Here is a 14,958-nt window from a genome sequence, read left to right as displayed (position 1 = left end):
AACGGTTCATCCTGCAATAAAAAGCCCTTTCCAACGGAAAGGGCTGTGTACTGTTGATGCGTGTTGCGGCCTTATTTCTGGCGAACGCCTTCAACGGCAATAATCAGTTCTACATCCTGTGAAGCTGGACCCAAATCGGTCGCAATGTTGAAGTCTTTCAGCTTGATAGTGCCTTCGGCTTGGAATCCTGCACGATAGTTACCCCACGGGTCATCACCTTGACCGATGAGTTTGGCATCCAGCTTAACGGGCTTGGTGACGCCATTTAAGGTCAGGTTGCCGGTAATAGCGTAATCTTCACCGTCTTTCTTCACTTCAGTGGAAGTAAACGTTGCCTGCGGATGCTTGGTAACGTTTAAAAATTCTGCACTGCGAAGGTGCTTGTCACGTTCAGCGTGGTTAGTGTCAACGCTGTTGGTATTGATAGTGACATTCACTTTATCCGCTGATGGGTTTTTCTCATCAAAGGTAAAGGCACCATCGAAGTCGTTAAAGCTGCCGTAAAGCCAGCTGTAACCGAGGTGTTTAATGCGGAATTCGATAAACGCGTGCTGGCCTTCCTTATCGAACGTGTATTCTGCCGCCAGTGCAGAACCGGCAGAGGCAAGCATGGATACTGCGGTCAGGCCCAGTAGTGTTTTCTTCAGCATTGGTATTTATCCATAAATCCAGAAAGTTAAGGAACGTTGCGACCCAACATCCGTTTCAACGTGTTATCACCATCGATAAAGTGGTGTTTTAATGCGGCTAAACCGTGCAGCGCTGATAAGGCAACCACCGCCCATGCAAGATAAAGATGCACGTCGCCTGCTATATCGGCCTGATCCGTCAAGCCGCTGACAATGGCCGGAACAGAAAACCAGCCAAAAACTGAGATAGAATGCCCTTCGGCAGTGGAAATGAGATATCCACTAATGAGAATGGCGAAAAGAATGACATAAAGTGCAATATGAGCCAGCGTCGCGCTGATGCGGGTTAATGTGGAGTAGCTTTTCAACGGCGGAGGCGGTGGGGAGATAAAACGCCATACCACGCGAAAGAGTAAGATGGCAAAGAACAGCACGCCAATGGCTTTGTGAATCTCTGGGGCTCGGTGATACCAAATATTGTAGTACCCTAATGTGACCATCCACAGCCCTAAAGCGAACATGCCATAAACGGTTAACGCTGCAATCCAGTGCAAAATAATGCTGATATGGCCATAACGAGAAGAGGTATTACGCCAAAGCATAGTGATAACTCCTTATCAGATCGGTAACGCAGTCAATTCGGCGGAATTTAACAGGAAGAAACATAAAATCAATATAAACTTTCAAATTGTAACATTATCATAAACATGAACAATTTTTTTGAATTTAAATTCATAATTTATTCAGTTTAGTTATGGAAATTCTTTACTGGAAATAGATATTTTTAATGCCTATTTTCAGACGAAATATGGATAAAGACGACAGTGAGATAAATTAATTACACTGGAAAGCGGCTCTATTAGTTGAATAATGATATAGCGGGTGATTATTAGTATCAGGTCGGTGATAGTATAAAAATAGATAGGCACGAATTAATGTATTGACGGATATAAAAAGAAATGAGAATAGCCCTAAAATAACAACACCGCGCTATTGGCGGTGTTGTTATTTTTTAAGAAACTTAATGGGTACTGAATATAATATTGATAACGTTATCAATTACTAATGTTTTCGATAATCACTGGCGTCACAGTCTGTTGATTCGATCTTTGCAATACCGGCTTCGAGTATGTGTATCAGTTGCCTTGCAACATCAGTCGTTAGCCAAAGCGTCCGGTCGACATGTGCTTCATCTGGTGCCTGGTCCGAGGTGGATAAATAGTGCAAACGGATCATCATGGCGTCATAACTGTCAACGGTGCTGATGTCCCAACCTACAAGAGGATGTGTCTGAATAACTTCATTTTTTCTATCCATAAATACCCCTTATTGACTAGTTACTAACATGAGTGACTAATGAGGCTTCGGGTAGTTCATTTTTTTAGATGAACATTATCAGTATACTGCTGCTTATTTAATTTATGGGAAATATTTTCAATTTTTCGTAAAAAATATTACACAGGCAGCTATGGCTAAGGATGGCGTCAGATGACATTTCGGGACGAATAGACTTTCATCCCGAACATGTTGTTAGCAGGGACGGCAGAGCATTATTCCGCACCCAATCCTGCATTTCTCTCCAATGCGGCAGCAAGTCGGGCAAGGTATTTCTTCATCGCTGGATCCCGATTCTCATTTTGAGATTCGAGTGCCAGATTGTGAATCATCAGCTTGTTTGCTTTCTCATCAAGGCAGAATGCCAGGGACGAAAAGGCAAGTTCCAGAGCGTCGATCTTGCGTTGTTGCTCGCCAATCAGCTCCAGCAATTCCCCAAATGTCATTGCCTCTTCTGGTTTTTCTACCGTCATAACAGATACCCTCGGTCATAGCACATGGCGAAATGCCGCTTTAAGCTGCCATTACAGCCTATATCTTCGTTATTTTTCAAGCTTTGGATTACTCTGCGGTAAACCAGTCGTCGGCGCTTTCCCACGTTTCCTGCAAGATTTCAGAGATACGATCTTTGTCCTCTTTGCCTGCTCCCATGACTGTCAGGTTATTTGCAGATGCATAACGCACCTGAATGGGGGTGTCGGGATAAATTTTGTGAATACGCTTTTCCAGCTCATGCCTGAGTGCTTCGACTGCACCGGCGGGTAAAGGCGTTGTCTTTGCAAGAGTGATTTCTACGCGCATGCTGACCTCCAAATTTTAAACTGTTTATTTATACAGTTATTACAAGTGGAGAACAAGACGCACAATAAAATTTAGCCCATCGGCACAATGCGGATGGGCTTGTCGGTTAACGGACTGACCAGTTGAGGCTTTGTCCGGCCAGGAAGGGGATGAGCGACTCGTCGTCGAGAGCGATTTCTTCAGGGAACGTGACGGTTTCACGATGAAGCTCAATCCAGCTGTCGTTCACCGGCAGGCCATAAAAACGCGGGCCATTCAGGGAGCAGAATGCTTCGAGTTTATCCAGCGCGTTCATTTCTTCAAAAACGGTGGCGTAGGTACTTAATGCGGCCTGAGCATTGAACACACCGGCACAGCCGCAGTTGGACTCTTTTCTGTGTTTTGCATGCGGCGCGGAGTCAGTGCCGAGGAAAAGCCGGCCACAGCCGCTAGCGACGGCTTCACGTAGCGCCTGCTGATGCGTATTGCGTTTTAAGATAGGCAGGCAATATAGGTGAGGGCGAACGCCACCAACCAGCATATGATTGCGGTTAAACATCAGATGCTGTGGTGTAATGGTTGCGGCGAGATAATCATTACCTTCAACAACATACTGCGCGGCTTCTTTCGTCGTAATGTGCTCGAGGACGACTTTCAGCTCAGGGAACTGTTGGCGTAATGGTTCCAGCACCGTTTCGATGAAGCGTGCTTCTCGATCGAAAATATCAACGGCAGAGTCGGTCACTTCGCCGTGGATGAGTAACGGCATGCCAATCTTCTGCATTTGTTCCAGAATGCCGGAGATATTGGCGATGCTGGTGACTCCATGGCTGGAGTTTGTTGTGGCATTGGCTGGATAGAGCTTGGCTGCGGTAAAGACGCCTTGCTCAAAGCCACTCACGACTTCGTTGGCATCAAGTGCATCGGTCAGGTAGCACGTCATCAGCGGATGAAAATTATCACCCTGCGGGACCGCAGCTAAAATGCGCTGACGGTATGCTATCGCGCTGGCTACGCTGGTAATCGGTGGCGTCAGGTTAGGCATAACAATCGCACGGCCAAAGAAACGACTGGTATAGGGGAGAACGGTTTCCAGCATCCGATCGTCACGCAGGTGAATGTGCCAATCGTCAGGGCGACGGATTTTAAGAATAGTGGGCTGTGCGGTCATGGAATTGCGCTCCGGCGGTCAGTAGAAAAACAGCATCTTTCGGTTGGTTTTGGGACTGATACGGCGGGGGATAAGGATAAGCGCAAAGCCATTTTAATGCATCCGTTTGTTGATGAATGCTTGAAATTAACCGTAGATTGGCATCTGATAGCATTATCTTTTCATTGATAAATAAGGGATGTATATGGAAATTCGTATTGTTGCTACCATTCAGGCAAAAGCAGAGTTCATTGCAGACGTTACCGCAACGCTGAAACGCGTGGTGGCACCTAGCCGACAGGAAGCGGGTAATGTGCAGTATGATCTACATGAAGTCGTGGATAAAACCGGTTCGTTTGTGTTTTTAGAACGCTGGAAAGATAGAGATGCGCTGGTATCACATGAGCAGAGTGATCACTTCAAAAATCTGCTGGCGGAGTTGGATGGAAAAACGGACAGTATAGATATCAAGCTATTGAATCTTTTAGGCTAACAAAACGTTATTCATAAAAAACCCGCCAATTGGCGGGTTTTTTGTCGATAGAACCAGAATTACTCGCTGGCCGGTGTAGGCTTGGTTGCTGGCGCAGTTGACTGGTTAACTGCGGCATGACCACCTGCTGAACCTTTTCCTGAGAACGGATAGGCAGGACGAACCCAATCACTGTGTCGAGCAGGCTCCGCATGGTATGCCGGCGCTGGCGCTTTAGTCATTGGTGCTGTCGCATGGAGCTTATAACGAGGTTGCTCAGCAACGCTTGATGATTTTACTGCGCTCGGTACAGACGCTTCCACAAACGGTTGTGCGTTGATAGCAGATACTGGCTCATCCTGAATATGTTGTGGCGGGATGACTTCCTGAACTGTGGAAACTGCAGGAGTAGAAACCGCTTCTGTCAGATCTGCTTTCTCAGTTGCATCAGCAATGCTATCTGCTTGCTTGTCTTCTGCGACCGCTGCGGTAGCTACGTTTTCAGCCACTGTATTTTCAGAAGTAACCGCGTCAACGGTTTCTTCAGCAACCTGAGTTGCCATAGTATCAGCAACTTGTGCCTCCTCAACGGCATTCACAGTAACTGCAGCGATAGCAGTGTTCTCGGTCACTGGCTCGATGACGGTTTCTTCGCCTGCGGTACTCACCTCGACATCCACTACATTGCTATCCTGGATAACGTCGGCAGATTGTGCTGTAGCGGTTACAGCGGCGTCTTCCTGACCCACGGCTTCAGTGATGGCAACGTTTTCAACCGTGTTGGATTTCGCGGTGTCAGCTTGTGCAGTCACTGCGGCTTCGACAACGGCAGGTAACAGCGGTGTTTCAATTGCTGTAACGTTCTCGTCCTGCTGTTGACTTTCAGGCTGCTGTGGCTGTGCAAGCGGATAGCTAACCCAAACTTTTCCTGATGACATTTCCGGTGATGCAGCGGCAAACTCCAACTGCATTGGCGACTGAGACGGATAACGCTCGTCACGATAGCGACGACGGCGCTGACCGCTAACACGCAGGTGACGCGGAGAACGACGTGAACGACGCGGCATACCGCCATTCTCGCTATTGGCACGATTGGCATCGTTCTGCTCGTTATCGACCTCGTTAGTGTCTACCGCAGCATCGCTTGGCTTGACGTAAGCTTGAGCCTGCTCAGATGGTGCAGCGACAGGTGCGGTGCTATCAGAGAGGGGATCGTGTTGAGCATCGGACTGAACGCGTACTTTCTGCGTCAACTGACGGCGTTGGCGACGCGGCATAACCTGAGTCGGTTTATCCTGCTCGACTGCACTGTCATCCACATCATCAATAACTGGCTGTGTTTTTGCCTCAGCCGGAGCCTGACGGCGATCATCTTGACGGCGACGCTGACGTTCAGCACGTGGTTCACGACGCGGTTGCTCTTCCGAATTGGACTTCTCCGCATTTTCCGCAGAGTGGGTGTCAGTAACCGCTTCCTCGTTTTGTCGCTTATTACGGCGCTGCTCATCACGCTGTTCACGATTGTCACGATTGTCACGATTGTCACGATTGTCACGAGAGCCACGATCGCGGCGATTATTGCCCTGACGGCGTGAGTTCCGGCGTTCAGGGCGCTGATCTTCAGTGGATTTCTCTTCTTCGTCTTTCTTATCGTCAACGCTATCCGCTGCTTTTACCGTGGGCTCGGAAGCAAAGACGCTTTTTAAGGCACTGAACAAGCGGCTAACGAGGCCAGGTTGAGCGATTTCCGCCGGTTTCGCCGCTGCAGGTGCTGCTTTGGCAATCGATGGTGCCGTTTCCTCTGGCATTTCAACCATGCTAAACGTTGCTAACGCAGGTTGTTCAGGCTGTTTACGCTCGATAGTCTGTTCGTCTTGCAACTGCTGCGTTTCCGTTTCCAAACGCTGAGGCAGCAAATAGCTGAGCGTCGGTTTTTCTTCGCCTTTACGGACGCGAACAACGGAGTAGTGCGGTGTCTGCATTCCGTCATGTGGCACGATGATCGCGCGCACGCCGCCTTGACGTTTCTCAATGGCGTTAACGGCATCACGCTTCTCGTTCAGCAGATAAGACGCAATCTGGACGGGAACAATCGCGTGGACTTCTTTGGTGTTTTCTTTCAGCGCTTCTTCTTCGATCAGACGAAGAATAGACAGTGAAAGTGATTCATTGTCACGAATCGTACCGGTACCGCTACAGCGTGGGCAGACGTGGTGGCTTGATTCACCCAGTGAAGGGCTCAGACGCTGACGCGACATTTCCAGCAGACCAAAGCGGGAAATTCGGCCGATCTGAATACGTGCACGATCCTGACGTACGGAGTCACGCAGACGGTTTTCAACTTCACGTTGGTGACGAACCGGAGTCATATCGATGAAGTCGATAACGATCAGGCCACCGAGGTCACGCAGGCGCAACTGGCGGGCAATTTCGTCTGCGGCTTCAAGGTTGGTATTGAATGCGGTTTCTTCAATATCACCACCGCGCGTCGCACGGGCGGAGTTGATATCGATTGCTGTCAGGGCTTCGGTCGTATCGATAACGATAGAACCACCGGACGGCAGGCGAACTTCACGCTGGAAAGCCGATTCGATCTGCGATTCAATCTGATAGTGACTGAAAAGTGGAATTTCACCACTGTACAATTTGATTTTGCTGCTGAAATCAGGGCGGCCCAGCGCAGAAATATGTTCTTTCGCCAGATCGAGAATTTTTGGGTTGTCGATCAGGATTTCGCCAATGTCTGGGCGCAGATAGTCGCGGAATGCGCGGACGATCACGTTACTTTCCTGATGGATCAGGAACGGTGCAGGGCGGCCTTCGGCGGCTTTTTTGATCGCGTCCCAGTGTTTCAGACGGAAAGCCAGATCCCATTGCAGCGCTTCAGCGGATTTGCCCACACCAGCGGTACGAACAATGAGCCCCATGCCATCGGGCAATTGCAACGATCCCAACGCTTCTTTGAGCTCGGTACGATCGTCACCTTCGATACGGCGTGAAATACCGCCCGCACGAGGGTTGTTTGGCATTAAGACTAGATAGCTGCCTGCCAGACTGATAAAGGTGGTCAGTGCAGCGCCTTTGTTGCCACGCTCTTCTTTGTCTACCTGAACAATGACTTCCTGACCTTCACGTAATACGTCTTTAATGTTAGGACGACCGTGGGAAGAATAGTTGCTAGGGAAGTATTCGCGGGCGATTTCTTTAAGAGGGAGGAAACCGTGTCTTTCAGCGCCATAATCAACAAAAGCGGCTTCAAGACTAGGTTCGATACGAGTGATTTTACCTTTGTAGATATTTGCTTTCTTCTGCTCATGACCCGGACTTTCGATATCCAAGTCATACAGCCGTTGACCATCAACCAAGGCAACACGCAACTCTTCTTGCTGAGTTGCGTTAATTAACATTCTTTTCATCTTCAACTTACTCGTTATTTTTACTTGCATTATTGATAGAGCTGCGGACAAAAGAACCGCATGACCGGAGTGAACCGATGGCCTCGTGGCTTATCGCAGGGACGTCAACCTCCCGGTTGTCGCCTGCATAGAGACGCATGTTTCGGTAGCCTGTGTTTCCTGGTGGAAAACAGCGCATTTACTGAGGGAACAGCTTCTGAATTATGTCGCCAGATCTGATTCCATTTGCCGGCCAAGCTGCAATCCGCAGCCCGCTAACTGCTTGATTTCACATTACGTCTTACGCCATTGCTGCGTGTGTGCGTCATCAGGCAAATTTAATAATTTCGCAATTTCCCCTTGTTTTATCGGAAATCCGCGTGGGAAACGCAAAAGCATTATTCCACTGCTGATACCGTTATAGCAAGGTGACTTTGCCTGTCTGTATAAAGATAGTTCTGTTGTTATCACCAAAACGGACAGGGTTTGATGCTACAGCCCAATTCACCCGCCCACTTACTTGACAATGCAACAATATCTTCATAAGTCAGACACACAGTTAAGCACAGAAAAAGAAGTGGCGCTATCGGGTTGCTCTATTTAGAATCGCGCATCATGAAAACAGATAATCCTTCAGTACAATTTGTGACGATCTCCGCAGATGAAGCGGGGCAGCGCATCGATAATTTTTTGCATACCCACTTAAAGGGTGTGCCTAAAAGCATGGTTTACCGTATCTTGCGAAAAGGTGAGGTAAGGATAAATAAGAAACGGGTAAAACCTGAGTATAAATTGCTCGATGGTGATGTCATCCGTATTCCGCCTGTTCGACAGGCAGAACGCGATGAAACCCCTGTTTCTGCCAGTCTTGGTAAAGTGGCGGCGTTGGCCGAGTGCATTATTTATGAAGATGACTACCTGTTGGTGCTAAATAAGCCCTCGGGTACGGCCGTGCATGGCGGCAGTGGTCTAAGTTTCGGCGTGATTGAAGGGCTGCGTGCTTTACGCCCGGAAGCGCGTTTTCTGGAGTTAGTACACCGCCTCGATCGCGATACCTCTGGTGTTTTGCTGGTCGCAAAGAAACGCTCGGCCTTACGTTCTCTGCACGAACAGTTGCGGCTGAAAGGCATGCAAAAAGACTATCTGGCGCTGGTTCGCGGCCAGTGGCAGTCTCATTGCAAGGTTGTTCAGGCACCGCTGTTGAAAAATGTCCTGCAAAGCGGTGAACGCATCGTACGGGTAAACAGCGACGGTAAACCGTCAGAAACGCGCTTTAAAATAGAAGAACGTTTTGAACACGCGACGCTGGTGCGGGCGAGTCCTGTTACCGGACGAACGCATCAAATTCGTGTACACGCCCAACATGCTGGGCATCCGATAGCGTTCGATGACCGTTACGGCGATCGCGAATTCGATCAGCAACTGGCGGACACGGGCTTAAAACGTCTCTTCCTGCATGCGCAGGCGCTACGTTTTGAACACCCGAATACGGGCGAGACACTGAGAGTTGAAGCCCCATTGGATAGCGGACTGCGTCGCTGTCTACAGCTGTTGCGCAAGACAAAAGCATAACTACATATATCTACATACTTTTATCTGTCGGGATAGCCGCTTCATCGGGCTATCCCGATTTACTTTACATCGTCAGCGGGTTCACGCCTTCCTTTTGTAGCATCTGCGTTAGCGCGATCAATGGCAATCCAATGAGCGTATTAGGATCGCGCCCGGATAGTCGTTCAAAAAGGGTAATGCCCAATCCTTCGCTTTTAAAGCTGCCCGCGCAGTTCCACGGCTGTTCTTTCTCCAGATAACCGTCAATTTCTGCTTCTGTTAGCGTACGGAAATGCACGTCAAATGGCTCAGCAATGCTCTGCATTTCCTGAGTTGCACTATTGAAGAGCGCTAAACCCGTAAAGAAGGAAACACACTTTCCACTGGCCTGCTGTAACTGGCGTGTTGCGTTACCTTTATTATGTGGTTTTCCTGTTATGGCGTTCTCCAGAACGCAAACCTGATCGGAACCGATAATCAGGTGATTAGGGTAGTGGGTGGCCAGTGTTTGCGCTTTGTTTTCAGCAAGACGGATCACAAGATCGATGGCGTTTTCACCGGGGTAAGGGGTTTCATCGATGTCTGGCGCTGCGCAAACGAAGGGTATCGCCAGCTTTTCCAACAAGGTTCGGCGATAAGGTGAGGTTGAGGCGAGAATAATCTGCTGCATAATTTTTTCATAAACCGTAGCGTAATGATGAAAGGCATTTTAAACTGTGCGCCGCTCTGGAAGCGAATATTGGTGAAAGGTGGTGCATCACTGCCTTTTTCTTTGACTCTATGTCGTTACGACGTTAATATGCGCGCCCTATGCAAAAGGTAAAATTACCCTTAACCCTTGATGCGGTCCGCACTGCTCAGAAGCGTTTAGATTACGTTGGTATCTATTCAGCTGAACAAGTAGAGCGTGTTGCCGAATCAGTGGTGAGTGTGGATAGTGATGTTCAGGCCTCTTTATCTTTCAATATTGATAATCAGCGTCTGGCAGTGATTGACGGTAACGCTGACGTTACGGTCACACTGATGTGTCAGCGTTGCAGCAAGCCGTTTGAACATCAAGTCCATGCGACATTCTGTTTTAGCCCGGTCGTCAACGATGAGCAGGCCGAAGCGTTACCGGAAGCGTATGAGCCGATCGGCGTTGATGAATTTGGCGAAGTCGATCTGCTGGCAATGATTGAAGATGAAATTATTCTGATGTTGCCTATCGCCCCGGTGCATGATTCTGAACACTGTGAAGTGTCCGAAGCGGATATGGTATTTGGTCAACTGCCTGCAGAGGCGGAAAAACCAAATCCGTTTGCCGTATTAGCCAGTTTAAAGCGTAAGTAATTAAGGAGTAAGGTCCATGGCCGTACAACAAAACAAACCTAGCCGTTCCAAACGTGGTATGCGTCGTTCACATGATGCGCTGACTACCGCTTCTGTATCCGTAGATAAAGTTTCTGGCGAAACTCACCTGCGTCACCACATCACTGCGGATGGTTACTACCGCGGTCGCAAGGTCATTGCTAAGTAATTCTTGCGAATTATTTGCAAGGCAATACCTTGACACGCCTAACTCTGGCGTTAGATGCGATGGGTGGGGATTTTGGTCCCTGCGTAACAGTGCCTGCTGCATTGCAGGCACTGGCTTCTAATCCAGCTCTCAATTTGTTATTAGTCGGCGATCCTGCTGCAATAACGCCATTACTTGCCAAAGTCGATTCTGATTTACTTTCCCGCTTAGAGATTGTTCCGGCGGAGTCGGTTATTGCTAGTGATGCGAGGCCATCGCAGGCTATTCGTGCGAGCCGTGGTACCTCAATGCGTATAGCGCTTGAGTTGATTAAAGACGGTAGGGCACAGGCCTGTGTGAGCGCTGGCAATACGGGGGCGCTTATGGGGCTAGCCAAGCTCCTGATTAAGCCACTGGAAGGCATTGAGCGACCCGCGTTAGTGTCAGTATTACCTCACCAGCAACACGGAAAAACAGTTGTGTTGGATCTGGGGGCGAATGTTAACTGTGACAGCACGATGCTGGTTCAGTTTGCCGTGATGGGCTCAGTGATGGCGGAAGAAGTGCTGGAACTGACAAATCCTCGGGTCGCGTTGTTGAATATCGGTGAAGAAGAAAGCAAAGGGCTGAGCACTATCCGTGAAGCAGCGGCACAGCTAAAAGAGGCACCATCAATAAATTACATCGGTTATCTGGAAGGCAACGATCTGCTGACTGGGAAAACGGATGTGATGGTCTGTGACGGCTTTGTGGGGAATGTCACACTGAAAACGGTGGAAGGCGTGGTAAGGATGTTCCTGTCACTGCTGAAATCTCCGGCTTCAGGCCCTGGGCAAAAACAAAAGCGATCCTGGTGGTTGAAATGGCTAGGGCGTTTGTTACAAAAACGCTTATCAAAGCGTTTCGGTCATTTGAATCCCGATCAATATAATGGCGCATGCCTGCTAGGATTGCGGGGAACTGTAATCAAAAGCCATGGTGCAGCAAACCAGAGAGCGTTTGCGGTTGCTATTGAACAGGCAATGCAGACGGTACGGCGGCAGCTTCCCGAGCGGATTGCCGCTCGTCTAGAAGCGGTATTACCCAAGAGTGACTAAGCGTACATGTATACAAAAATAATCGGAACAGGCAGCTACCTGCCTGAAGAAATCAGGACGAACGCTGATTTAGAAAAGATGGTGGAAACGACGGACGAATGGATCGTCACACGTACTGGAATCCGTGAGCGCCGTATTGCTGGGCCGGATGAAAACGTGGCGACCATGGGATACCGTGCCGCGCAGAAAGCGCTGGAAATGGCGGATGTCAATCCTTCTGAAGTCGGTCTTCTGATTGTTGCTACAACATCATCAAGCCATGCTTTCCCTAGCTCCGCCTGTCAGGTTCAGCAACTGCTAGGGATCAAAGATACGATTGCCTTCGATCTGGCCGCTGCGTGTGCAGGTTTTACCTACGCGCTGAGCGTTGCCGATCAATATGTTAAAAGTGGTGCGGTGAAATATGCACTGGTGATCGGTTCTGATACGTTGTCACGTACATTGGATCCTGAAGATCGCGGCACGCTGATTCTGTTCGGTGATGGTGCGGGTGCCGTGCTGTTAACGCCGTCAGAGCAACCGGGGATTCTTTCTACCCATCTGCATGCCGATGGCCGTTATGGCGAACTGCTGGCGCTGCCGCATCAGGATCGTAACCATGCGGATACGCCTGCTTACCTGACGATGGCGGGTAATGAAGTCTTTAAAGTGGCAGTGACTGAACTGGCACATATTGTTGAAGAAACGCTGCAAGCGGCTCAACTGGATAAAAGTGAATTAGATTGGCTGGTGCCTCATCAGGCTAACCTGCGTATCATTAGCGCCACAGCGAAAAAGTTGGGTATGGGGATGGACAAGGTGGTTGTGACGCTAGATCGTCATGGTAATACCTCCGCAGCCTCTGTGCCTTCAGCGCTTGATGAAGCGGTGCGTGATGGGCGTATTAAACCAGGGCAACTGGTGCTGCTTGAAGCCTTCGGTGGCGGTTTTACCTGGGGTTCCGCGCTGGTTCGTTTTTAATTAAACAGGATTGTGATATGACGCAATTTGCAATGGTGTTTCCCGGTCAGGGATCGCAGACGGTAGGGATGTTAGCTGAACTTGCAGTAGAATACCCGATCGTCACCGAAACGTTTGCTCAGGCTTCTGAAGCGTTAGGTTATGACTTGTGGCAGCTTACCCAGCAAGGGCCGGCTGAAGAGTTGAATAAAACCTGGCAGACGCAGCCTGCATTACTGACCGCTTCTGTTGCTATCTGGCGTGTCTGGCAGCAGCAGGGAGGAAAAACACCTGCTCTGATGTCTGGTCATAGCCTCGGTGAATATTCCGCACTGGTTTGTGCGGGTGTGCTGGATTTCCAACAGGCCGTCCGTCTGGTTGAACTGCGTGGCAAACTGATGCAGGAAGCCGTGCCAGAAGGCACGGGTGCGATGTATGCCATTATCGGGCTTGATAACGAGGCCATTGCCAAGGCGTGTGAAGAATCCGCGCAGGGGCAGGTGGTGTCTCCGGTAAACTTCAATTCACCGGGTCAGGTGGTGATTGCGGGCAATAAAGAGGCCGTTGAGCGTGCTGGTGCTGCGTGTAAAGCGTCGGGGGCGAAGCGAGCGCTGCCGCTGCCTGTTAGCGTACCGTCACACTGTGCGCTGATGGAGCCAGCAGCGAAGAAACTCGCTGTTGCGCTGGAATCCGTGACGTTTAATTCTCCGGCCATTCCCGTTGTCAATAATGTTGATGCACGCATCGAAACCACGCCGGAAGCCATTCGCGATGCGCTGGTGCGCCAGCTTCATTGCCCAGTACGCTGGACTGACTGTGTTGAATTTATGGCTTCTCAGGGCATTGAGTCGCTGTTAGAAGTCGGGCCGGGTAAAGTATTGACTGGCTTAACCAAACGAATCGTCGATACCCTGACAGCAGCTGCGGTGAACGATCCTGCTTCTCTATCAGCGGCGATTGAGAAATAAGAACGGAGAAGACAATGAGTTTTGAGGGGAAAATTGCACTGGTTACCGGTGCAAGCCGTGGTATTGGGCGCGCCATCGCCGAGACGTTGGTTGCCCGCGGGGCAAAAGTCATTGGTACCGCAACCAGCGAAAAAGGTGCTGAAGCTATTAGCGGCTGGCTGGGTGAGAACGGTAAAGGTTATATGCTGAATGTTGCTGATGCAGCATCAGTAGAAAGCGTATTAGCAGAAATTCGCGCAGAATTCGGGGAAATTGATATTCTTATCAATAATGCGGGCATCACCCGTGATAACCTGCTGATGCGTATGAAAGATGATGAGTGGCACGATATTCTGGATACCAATTTAACGTCGGTATTCCGTATGTCTAAAGCAGTGATGCGTGCCATGATGAAGAAACGTTTTGGCCGGATCATTACCATCGGTTCTGTTGTGGGAACGATGGGCAATGCAGGACAAGCTAACTACGCGGCAGCGAAGGCGGGACTGATCGGATTCAGTAAATCCCTCGCGCGTGAAGTGGCTTCTCGTGGTATTACGGTCAACGTTGTCGCACCTGGTTTTATCGAAACAGATATGACTCAGGCATTGACAGAAGAACAGCGAGCAGGCATTTTGACGTCGGTTCCAGCTAACCGACTCGGTGATGCTAAAGAAATCGCCAGTGCTGTTGTATTTTTAGCCTCTGATGAAGCTGCTTACATTACTGGCGAAACGTTGCATGTCAATGGCGGCATGTATATGATCTAAAAAGCTCGAAAACTATTTGCATTATTTGCGGTGATAACCGCAAAATAGCACAAAATCGTGGTTCGACCAGCCGAGATTTTGTTGCATCTTTTCAAACATTTTATACACTACGAAAACCATCGCGAAAGCGAGTTTTGATAGGAAATTTAAGAGTATGAGCACTATCGAAGAACGCGTTAAGAAAATCATCGTTGAACAGCTTGGTGTTAAGCAGGAAGAAGTCGTAAACAATGCTTCTTTCGTTGATGACCTCGGCGCTGATTCTCTTGACACTGTTGAGCTGGTAATGGCTCTGGAAGAAGAATTTGATACTGAGATTCCAGACGAAGAAGCTGAAAAAATCACGACTGTTCAAGCAGCCATCGATTTCATTCAGGCTAACCAGCAGTAAGCGA

The 14,958-nt window shown here is 49.2% G+C and carries 17 protein-coding genes; 9 read left to right on the top strand and 8 right to left on the bottom strand.

Annotated features, from left to right (window positions below; all coding sequences use genetic code 11):
• Positions 1–71: 71 nt before the first annotated feature.
• The 6 genes from H0248_RS17130 to pyrC all read right to left on the bottom strand — a co-directional run bounded on the left by H0248_RS17130 (position 72) and on the right by pyrC (position 3,915).
• Entirely contained in the window at positions 72–647 is a 576-nt protein-coding gene (locus H0248_RS17130) for a YceI family protein (RefSeq protein ID WP_180786837.1), read from the bottom strand.
• Positions 648–676: 29 nt separating this feature from the next.
• Positions 677–1,231, bottom strand: a complete 555-nt coding sequence (locus H0248_RS17125) for a cytochrome b (RefSeq protein WP_180786828.1) — start codon at positions 1,229–1,231, stop codon at positions 677–679.
• Positions 1,232–1,691: 460 nt separating this feature from the next.
• A complete protein-coding gene (gene bssS / locus H0248_RS17120; protein WP_010276127.1) occupies positions 1,692–1,946 on the bottom strand; it encodes a biofilm formation regulator BssS in 255 nt (84 codons plus the stop codon).
• A 233-nt stretch (positions 1,947–2,179) separates the two neighbouring features.
• On the bottom strand, positions 2,180–2,437 hold the full coding sequence (locus H0248_RS17115) for a hypothetical protein (RefSeq protein ID WP_180786827.1): 258 nt from the start codon (positions 2,435–2,437) through the stop codon (positions 2,180–2,182).
• Positions 2,438–2,525: 88 nt separating this feature from the next.
• Positions 2,526–2,765, bottom strand: coding sequence for a DNA damage-inducible protein I (dinI, locus tag H0248_RS17110; RefSeq protein ID WP_010276133.1), 240 nt, complete (start codon positions 2,763–2,765; stop codon positions 2,526–2,528).
• A gap of 106 nt (positions 2,766–2,871) precedes the next feature.
• Positions 2,872–3,915: a dihydroorotase gene (gene pyrC, locus H0248_RS17105; protein WP_180786826.1), complete on the bottom strand. Its 1,044-nt coding sequence runs from the start codon at positions 3,913–3,915 to the stop codon at positions 2,872–2,874.
• A gap of 184 nt (positions 3,916–4,099) precedes the next feature.
• On the opposite strand from pyrC, the gene H0248_RS17100 reads away from it, so the two are divergent.
• On the top strand, positions 4,100–4,387 hold the full coding sequence (locus H0248_RS17100) for a putative quinol monooxygenase (protein WP_180786825.1): 288 nt from the start codon (positions 4,100–4,102) through the stop codon (positions 4,385–4,387).
• A 59-nt stretch (positions 4,388–4,446) separates the two neighbouring features.
• Here H0248_RS17100 and rne read toward each other — a convergent pair whose 3' ends face one another.
• A complete protein-coding gene (rne, locus tag H0248_RS17095) occupies positions 4,447–7,782 on the bottom strand; it encodes a ribonuclease E (protein ID WP_180786824.1) in 3,336 nt (1,111 codons plus the stop codon).
• Between the two features lie 594 nt (positions 7,783–8,376).
• Here rne and rluC point away from each other — a divergent pair.
• Entirely contained in the window at positions 8,377–9,333 is a 957-nt protein-coding gene (rluC, locus tag H0248_RS17090; protein WP_180786823.1) for a 23S rRNA pseudouridine(955/2504/2580) synthase RluC, read from the top strand.
• 64 nt (positions 9,334–9,397) lie between these two features.
• Here the strand turns inward: rluC and H0248_RS17085 are convergent, their stop codons facing one another.
• Positions 9,398–9,982, bottom strand: coding sequence for a Maf family protein (locus tag H0248_RS17085; RefSeq protein ID WP_180786822.1), 585 nt, complete (start codon positions 9,980–9,982; stop codon positions 9,398–9,400).
• Positions 9,983–10,122: 140 nt separating this feature from the next.
• On the opposite strand from H0248_RS17085, the gene yceD reads away from it, so the two are divergent.
• The 7 genes from yceD (at position 10,123) to acpP (ending at position 14,954) form a co-directional block, all read left to right on the top strand.
• Positions 10,123–10,644 (top strand): 23S rRNA accumulation protein YceD, encoded by a 522-nt coding sequence (gene yceD / locus H0248_RS17080; RefSeq protein WP_039275632.1) that lies wholly within the window; start codon positions 10,123–10,125, stop codon positions 10,642–10,644.
• A gap of 16 nt (positions 10,645–10,660) precedes the next feature.
• Positions 10,661–10,831, top strand: coding sequence for a 50S ribosomal protein L32 (gene rpmF / locus H0248_RS17075; protein WP_005970518.1), 171 nt, complete (start codon positions 10,661–10,663; stop codon positions 10,829–10,831).
• Between the two features lie 29 nt (positions 10,832–10,860).
• The gene (plsX, locus tag H0248_RS17070) at positions 10,861–11,907 is read left to right on the top strand and encodes a phosphate acyltransferase PlsX (RefSeq protein ID WP_110164032.1); all 1,047 of its coding nucleotides are present in this window, start codon (positions 10,861–10,863) and stop codon (positions 11,905–11,907) included.
• 6 nt (positions 11,908–11,913) lie between these two features.
• Entirely contained in the window at positions 11,914–12,867 is a 954-nt protein-coding gene (locus H0248_RS17065; protein ID WP_180786821.1) for a beta-ketoacyl-ACP synthase III, read from the top strand.
• Positions 12,868–12,884: 17 nt separating this feature from the next.
• Entirely contained in the window at positions 12,885–13,814 is a 930-nt protein-coding gene (fabD, locus tag H0248_RS17060; protein ID WP_180786820.1) for an ACP S-malonyltransferase, read from the top strand.
• Between the two features lie 14 nt (positions 13,815–13,828).
• Complete coding sequence (gene fabG / locus H0248_RS17055) at positions 13,829–14,563, top strand: 3-oxoacyl-ACP reductase FabG (protein ID WP_010276180.1); 735 nt, start codon at positions 13,829–13,831, stop codon at positions 14,561–14,563.
• A gap of 154 nt (positions 14,564–14,717) precedes the next feature.
• Positions 14,718–14,954, top strand: coding sequence for an acyl carrier protein (gene acpP, locus H0248_RS17050; protein WP_005970506.1), 237 nt, complete (start codon positions 14,718–14,720; stop codon positions 14,952–14,954).
• The last annotated feature ends 4 nt before the right edge of the window (positions 14,955–14,958 follow it).

This window comes from Pectobacterium brasiliense, assembly GCF_013449685.1.
Lineage (GTDB): Bacteria > Pseudomonadota > Gammaproteobacteria > Enterobacterales > Enterobacteriaceae > Pectobacterium > Pectobacterium brasiliense_A.
This window is presented reverse-complemented; position numbering and strand designations above follow the sequence as displayed.

Bases quoted from the DNA above. Each gene is read 5' to 3' on its own strand.
- fabD (WP_180786820.1), top strand. From the start codon at position 12,885: ATGACGCAATTTGCAATGGTGTTTCCCGGTCAGGGATCGCAGACGGTA.
- H0248_RS17065 (WP_180786821.1), top strand. From the start codon at position 11,914: ATGTATACAAAAATAATCGGAACAGGCAGCTACCTGCCTGAAGAAATC.
- pyrC (WP_180786826.1), bottom strand. From the start codon at position 3,915: ATGACCGCACAGCCCACTATTCTTAAAATCCGTCGCCCTGACGATTGG.
- dinI (WP_010276133.1), bottom strand. From the start codon at position 2,765: ATGCGCGTAGAAATCACTCTTGCAAAGACAACGCCTTTACCCGCCGGT.
- H0248_RS17115 (WP_180786827.1), bottom strand. From the start codon at position 2,437: ATGACGGTAGAAAAACCAGAAGAGGCAATGACATTTGGGGAATTGCTG.
- rpmF (WP_005970518.1), top strand. From the start codon at position 10,661: ATGGCCGTACAACAAAACAAACCTAGCCGTTCCAAACGTGGTATGCGT.
- H0248_RS17100 (WP_180786825.1), top strand. From the start codon at position 4,100: ATGGAAATTCGTATTGTTGCTACCATTCAGGCAAAAGCAGAGTTCATT.
- bssS (WP_010276127.1), bottom strand. From the start codon at position 1,946: ATGGATAGAAAAAATGAAGTTATTCAGACACATCCTCTTGTAGGTTGG.
- rne (WP_180786824.1), bottom strand. From the start codon at position 7,782: ATGAAAAGAATGTTAATTAACGCAACTCAGCAAGAAGAGTTGCGTGTT.
- yceD (WP_039275632.1), top strand. From the start codon at position 10,123: ATGCAAAAGGTAAAATTACCCTTAACCCTTGATGCGGTCCGCACTGCT.
- fabG (WP_010276180.1), top strand. From the start codon at position 13,829: ATGAGTTTTGAGGGGAAAATTGCACTGGTTACCGGTGCAAGCCGTGGT.
- H0248_RS17125 (WP_180786828.1), bottom strand. From the start codon at position 1,231: ATGCTTTGGCGTAATACCTCTTCTCGTTATGGCCATATCAGCATTATT.
- acpP (WP_005970506.1), top strand. From the start codon at position 14,718: ATGAGCACTATCGAAGAACGCGTTAAGAAAATCATCGTTGAACAGCTT.
- rluC (WP_180786823.1), top strand. From the start codon at position 8,377: ATGAAAACAGATAATCCTTCAGTACAATTTGTGACGATCTCCGCAGAT.
- H0248_RS17085 (WP_180786822.1), bottom strand. From the start codon at position 9,982: ATGCAGCAGATTATTCTCGCCTCAACCTCACCTTATCGCCGAACCTTG.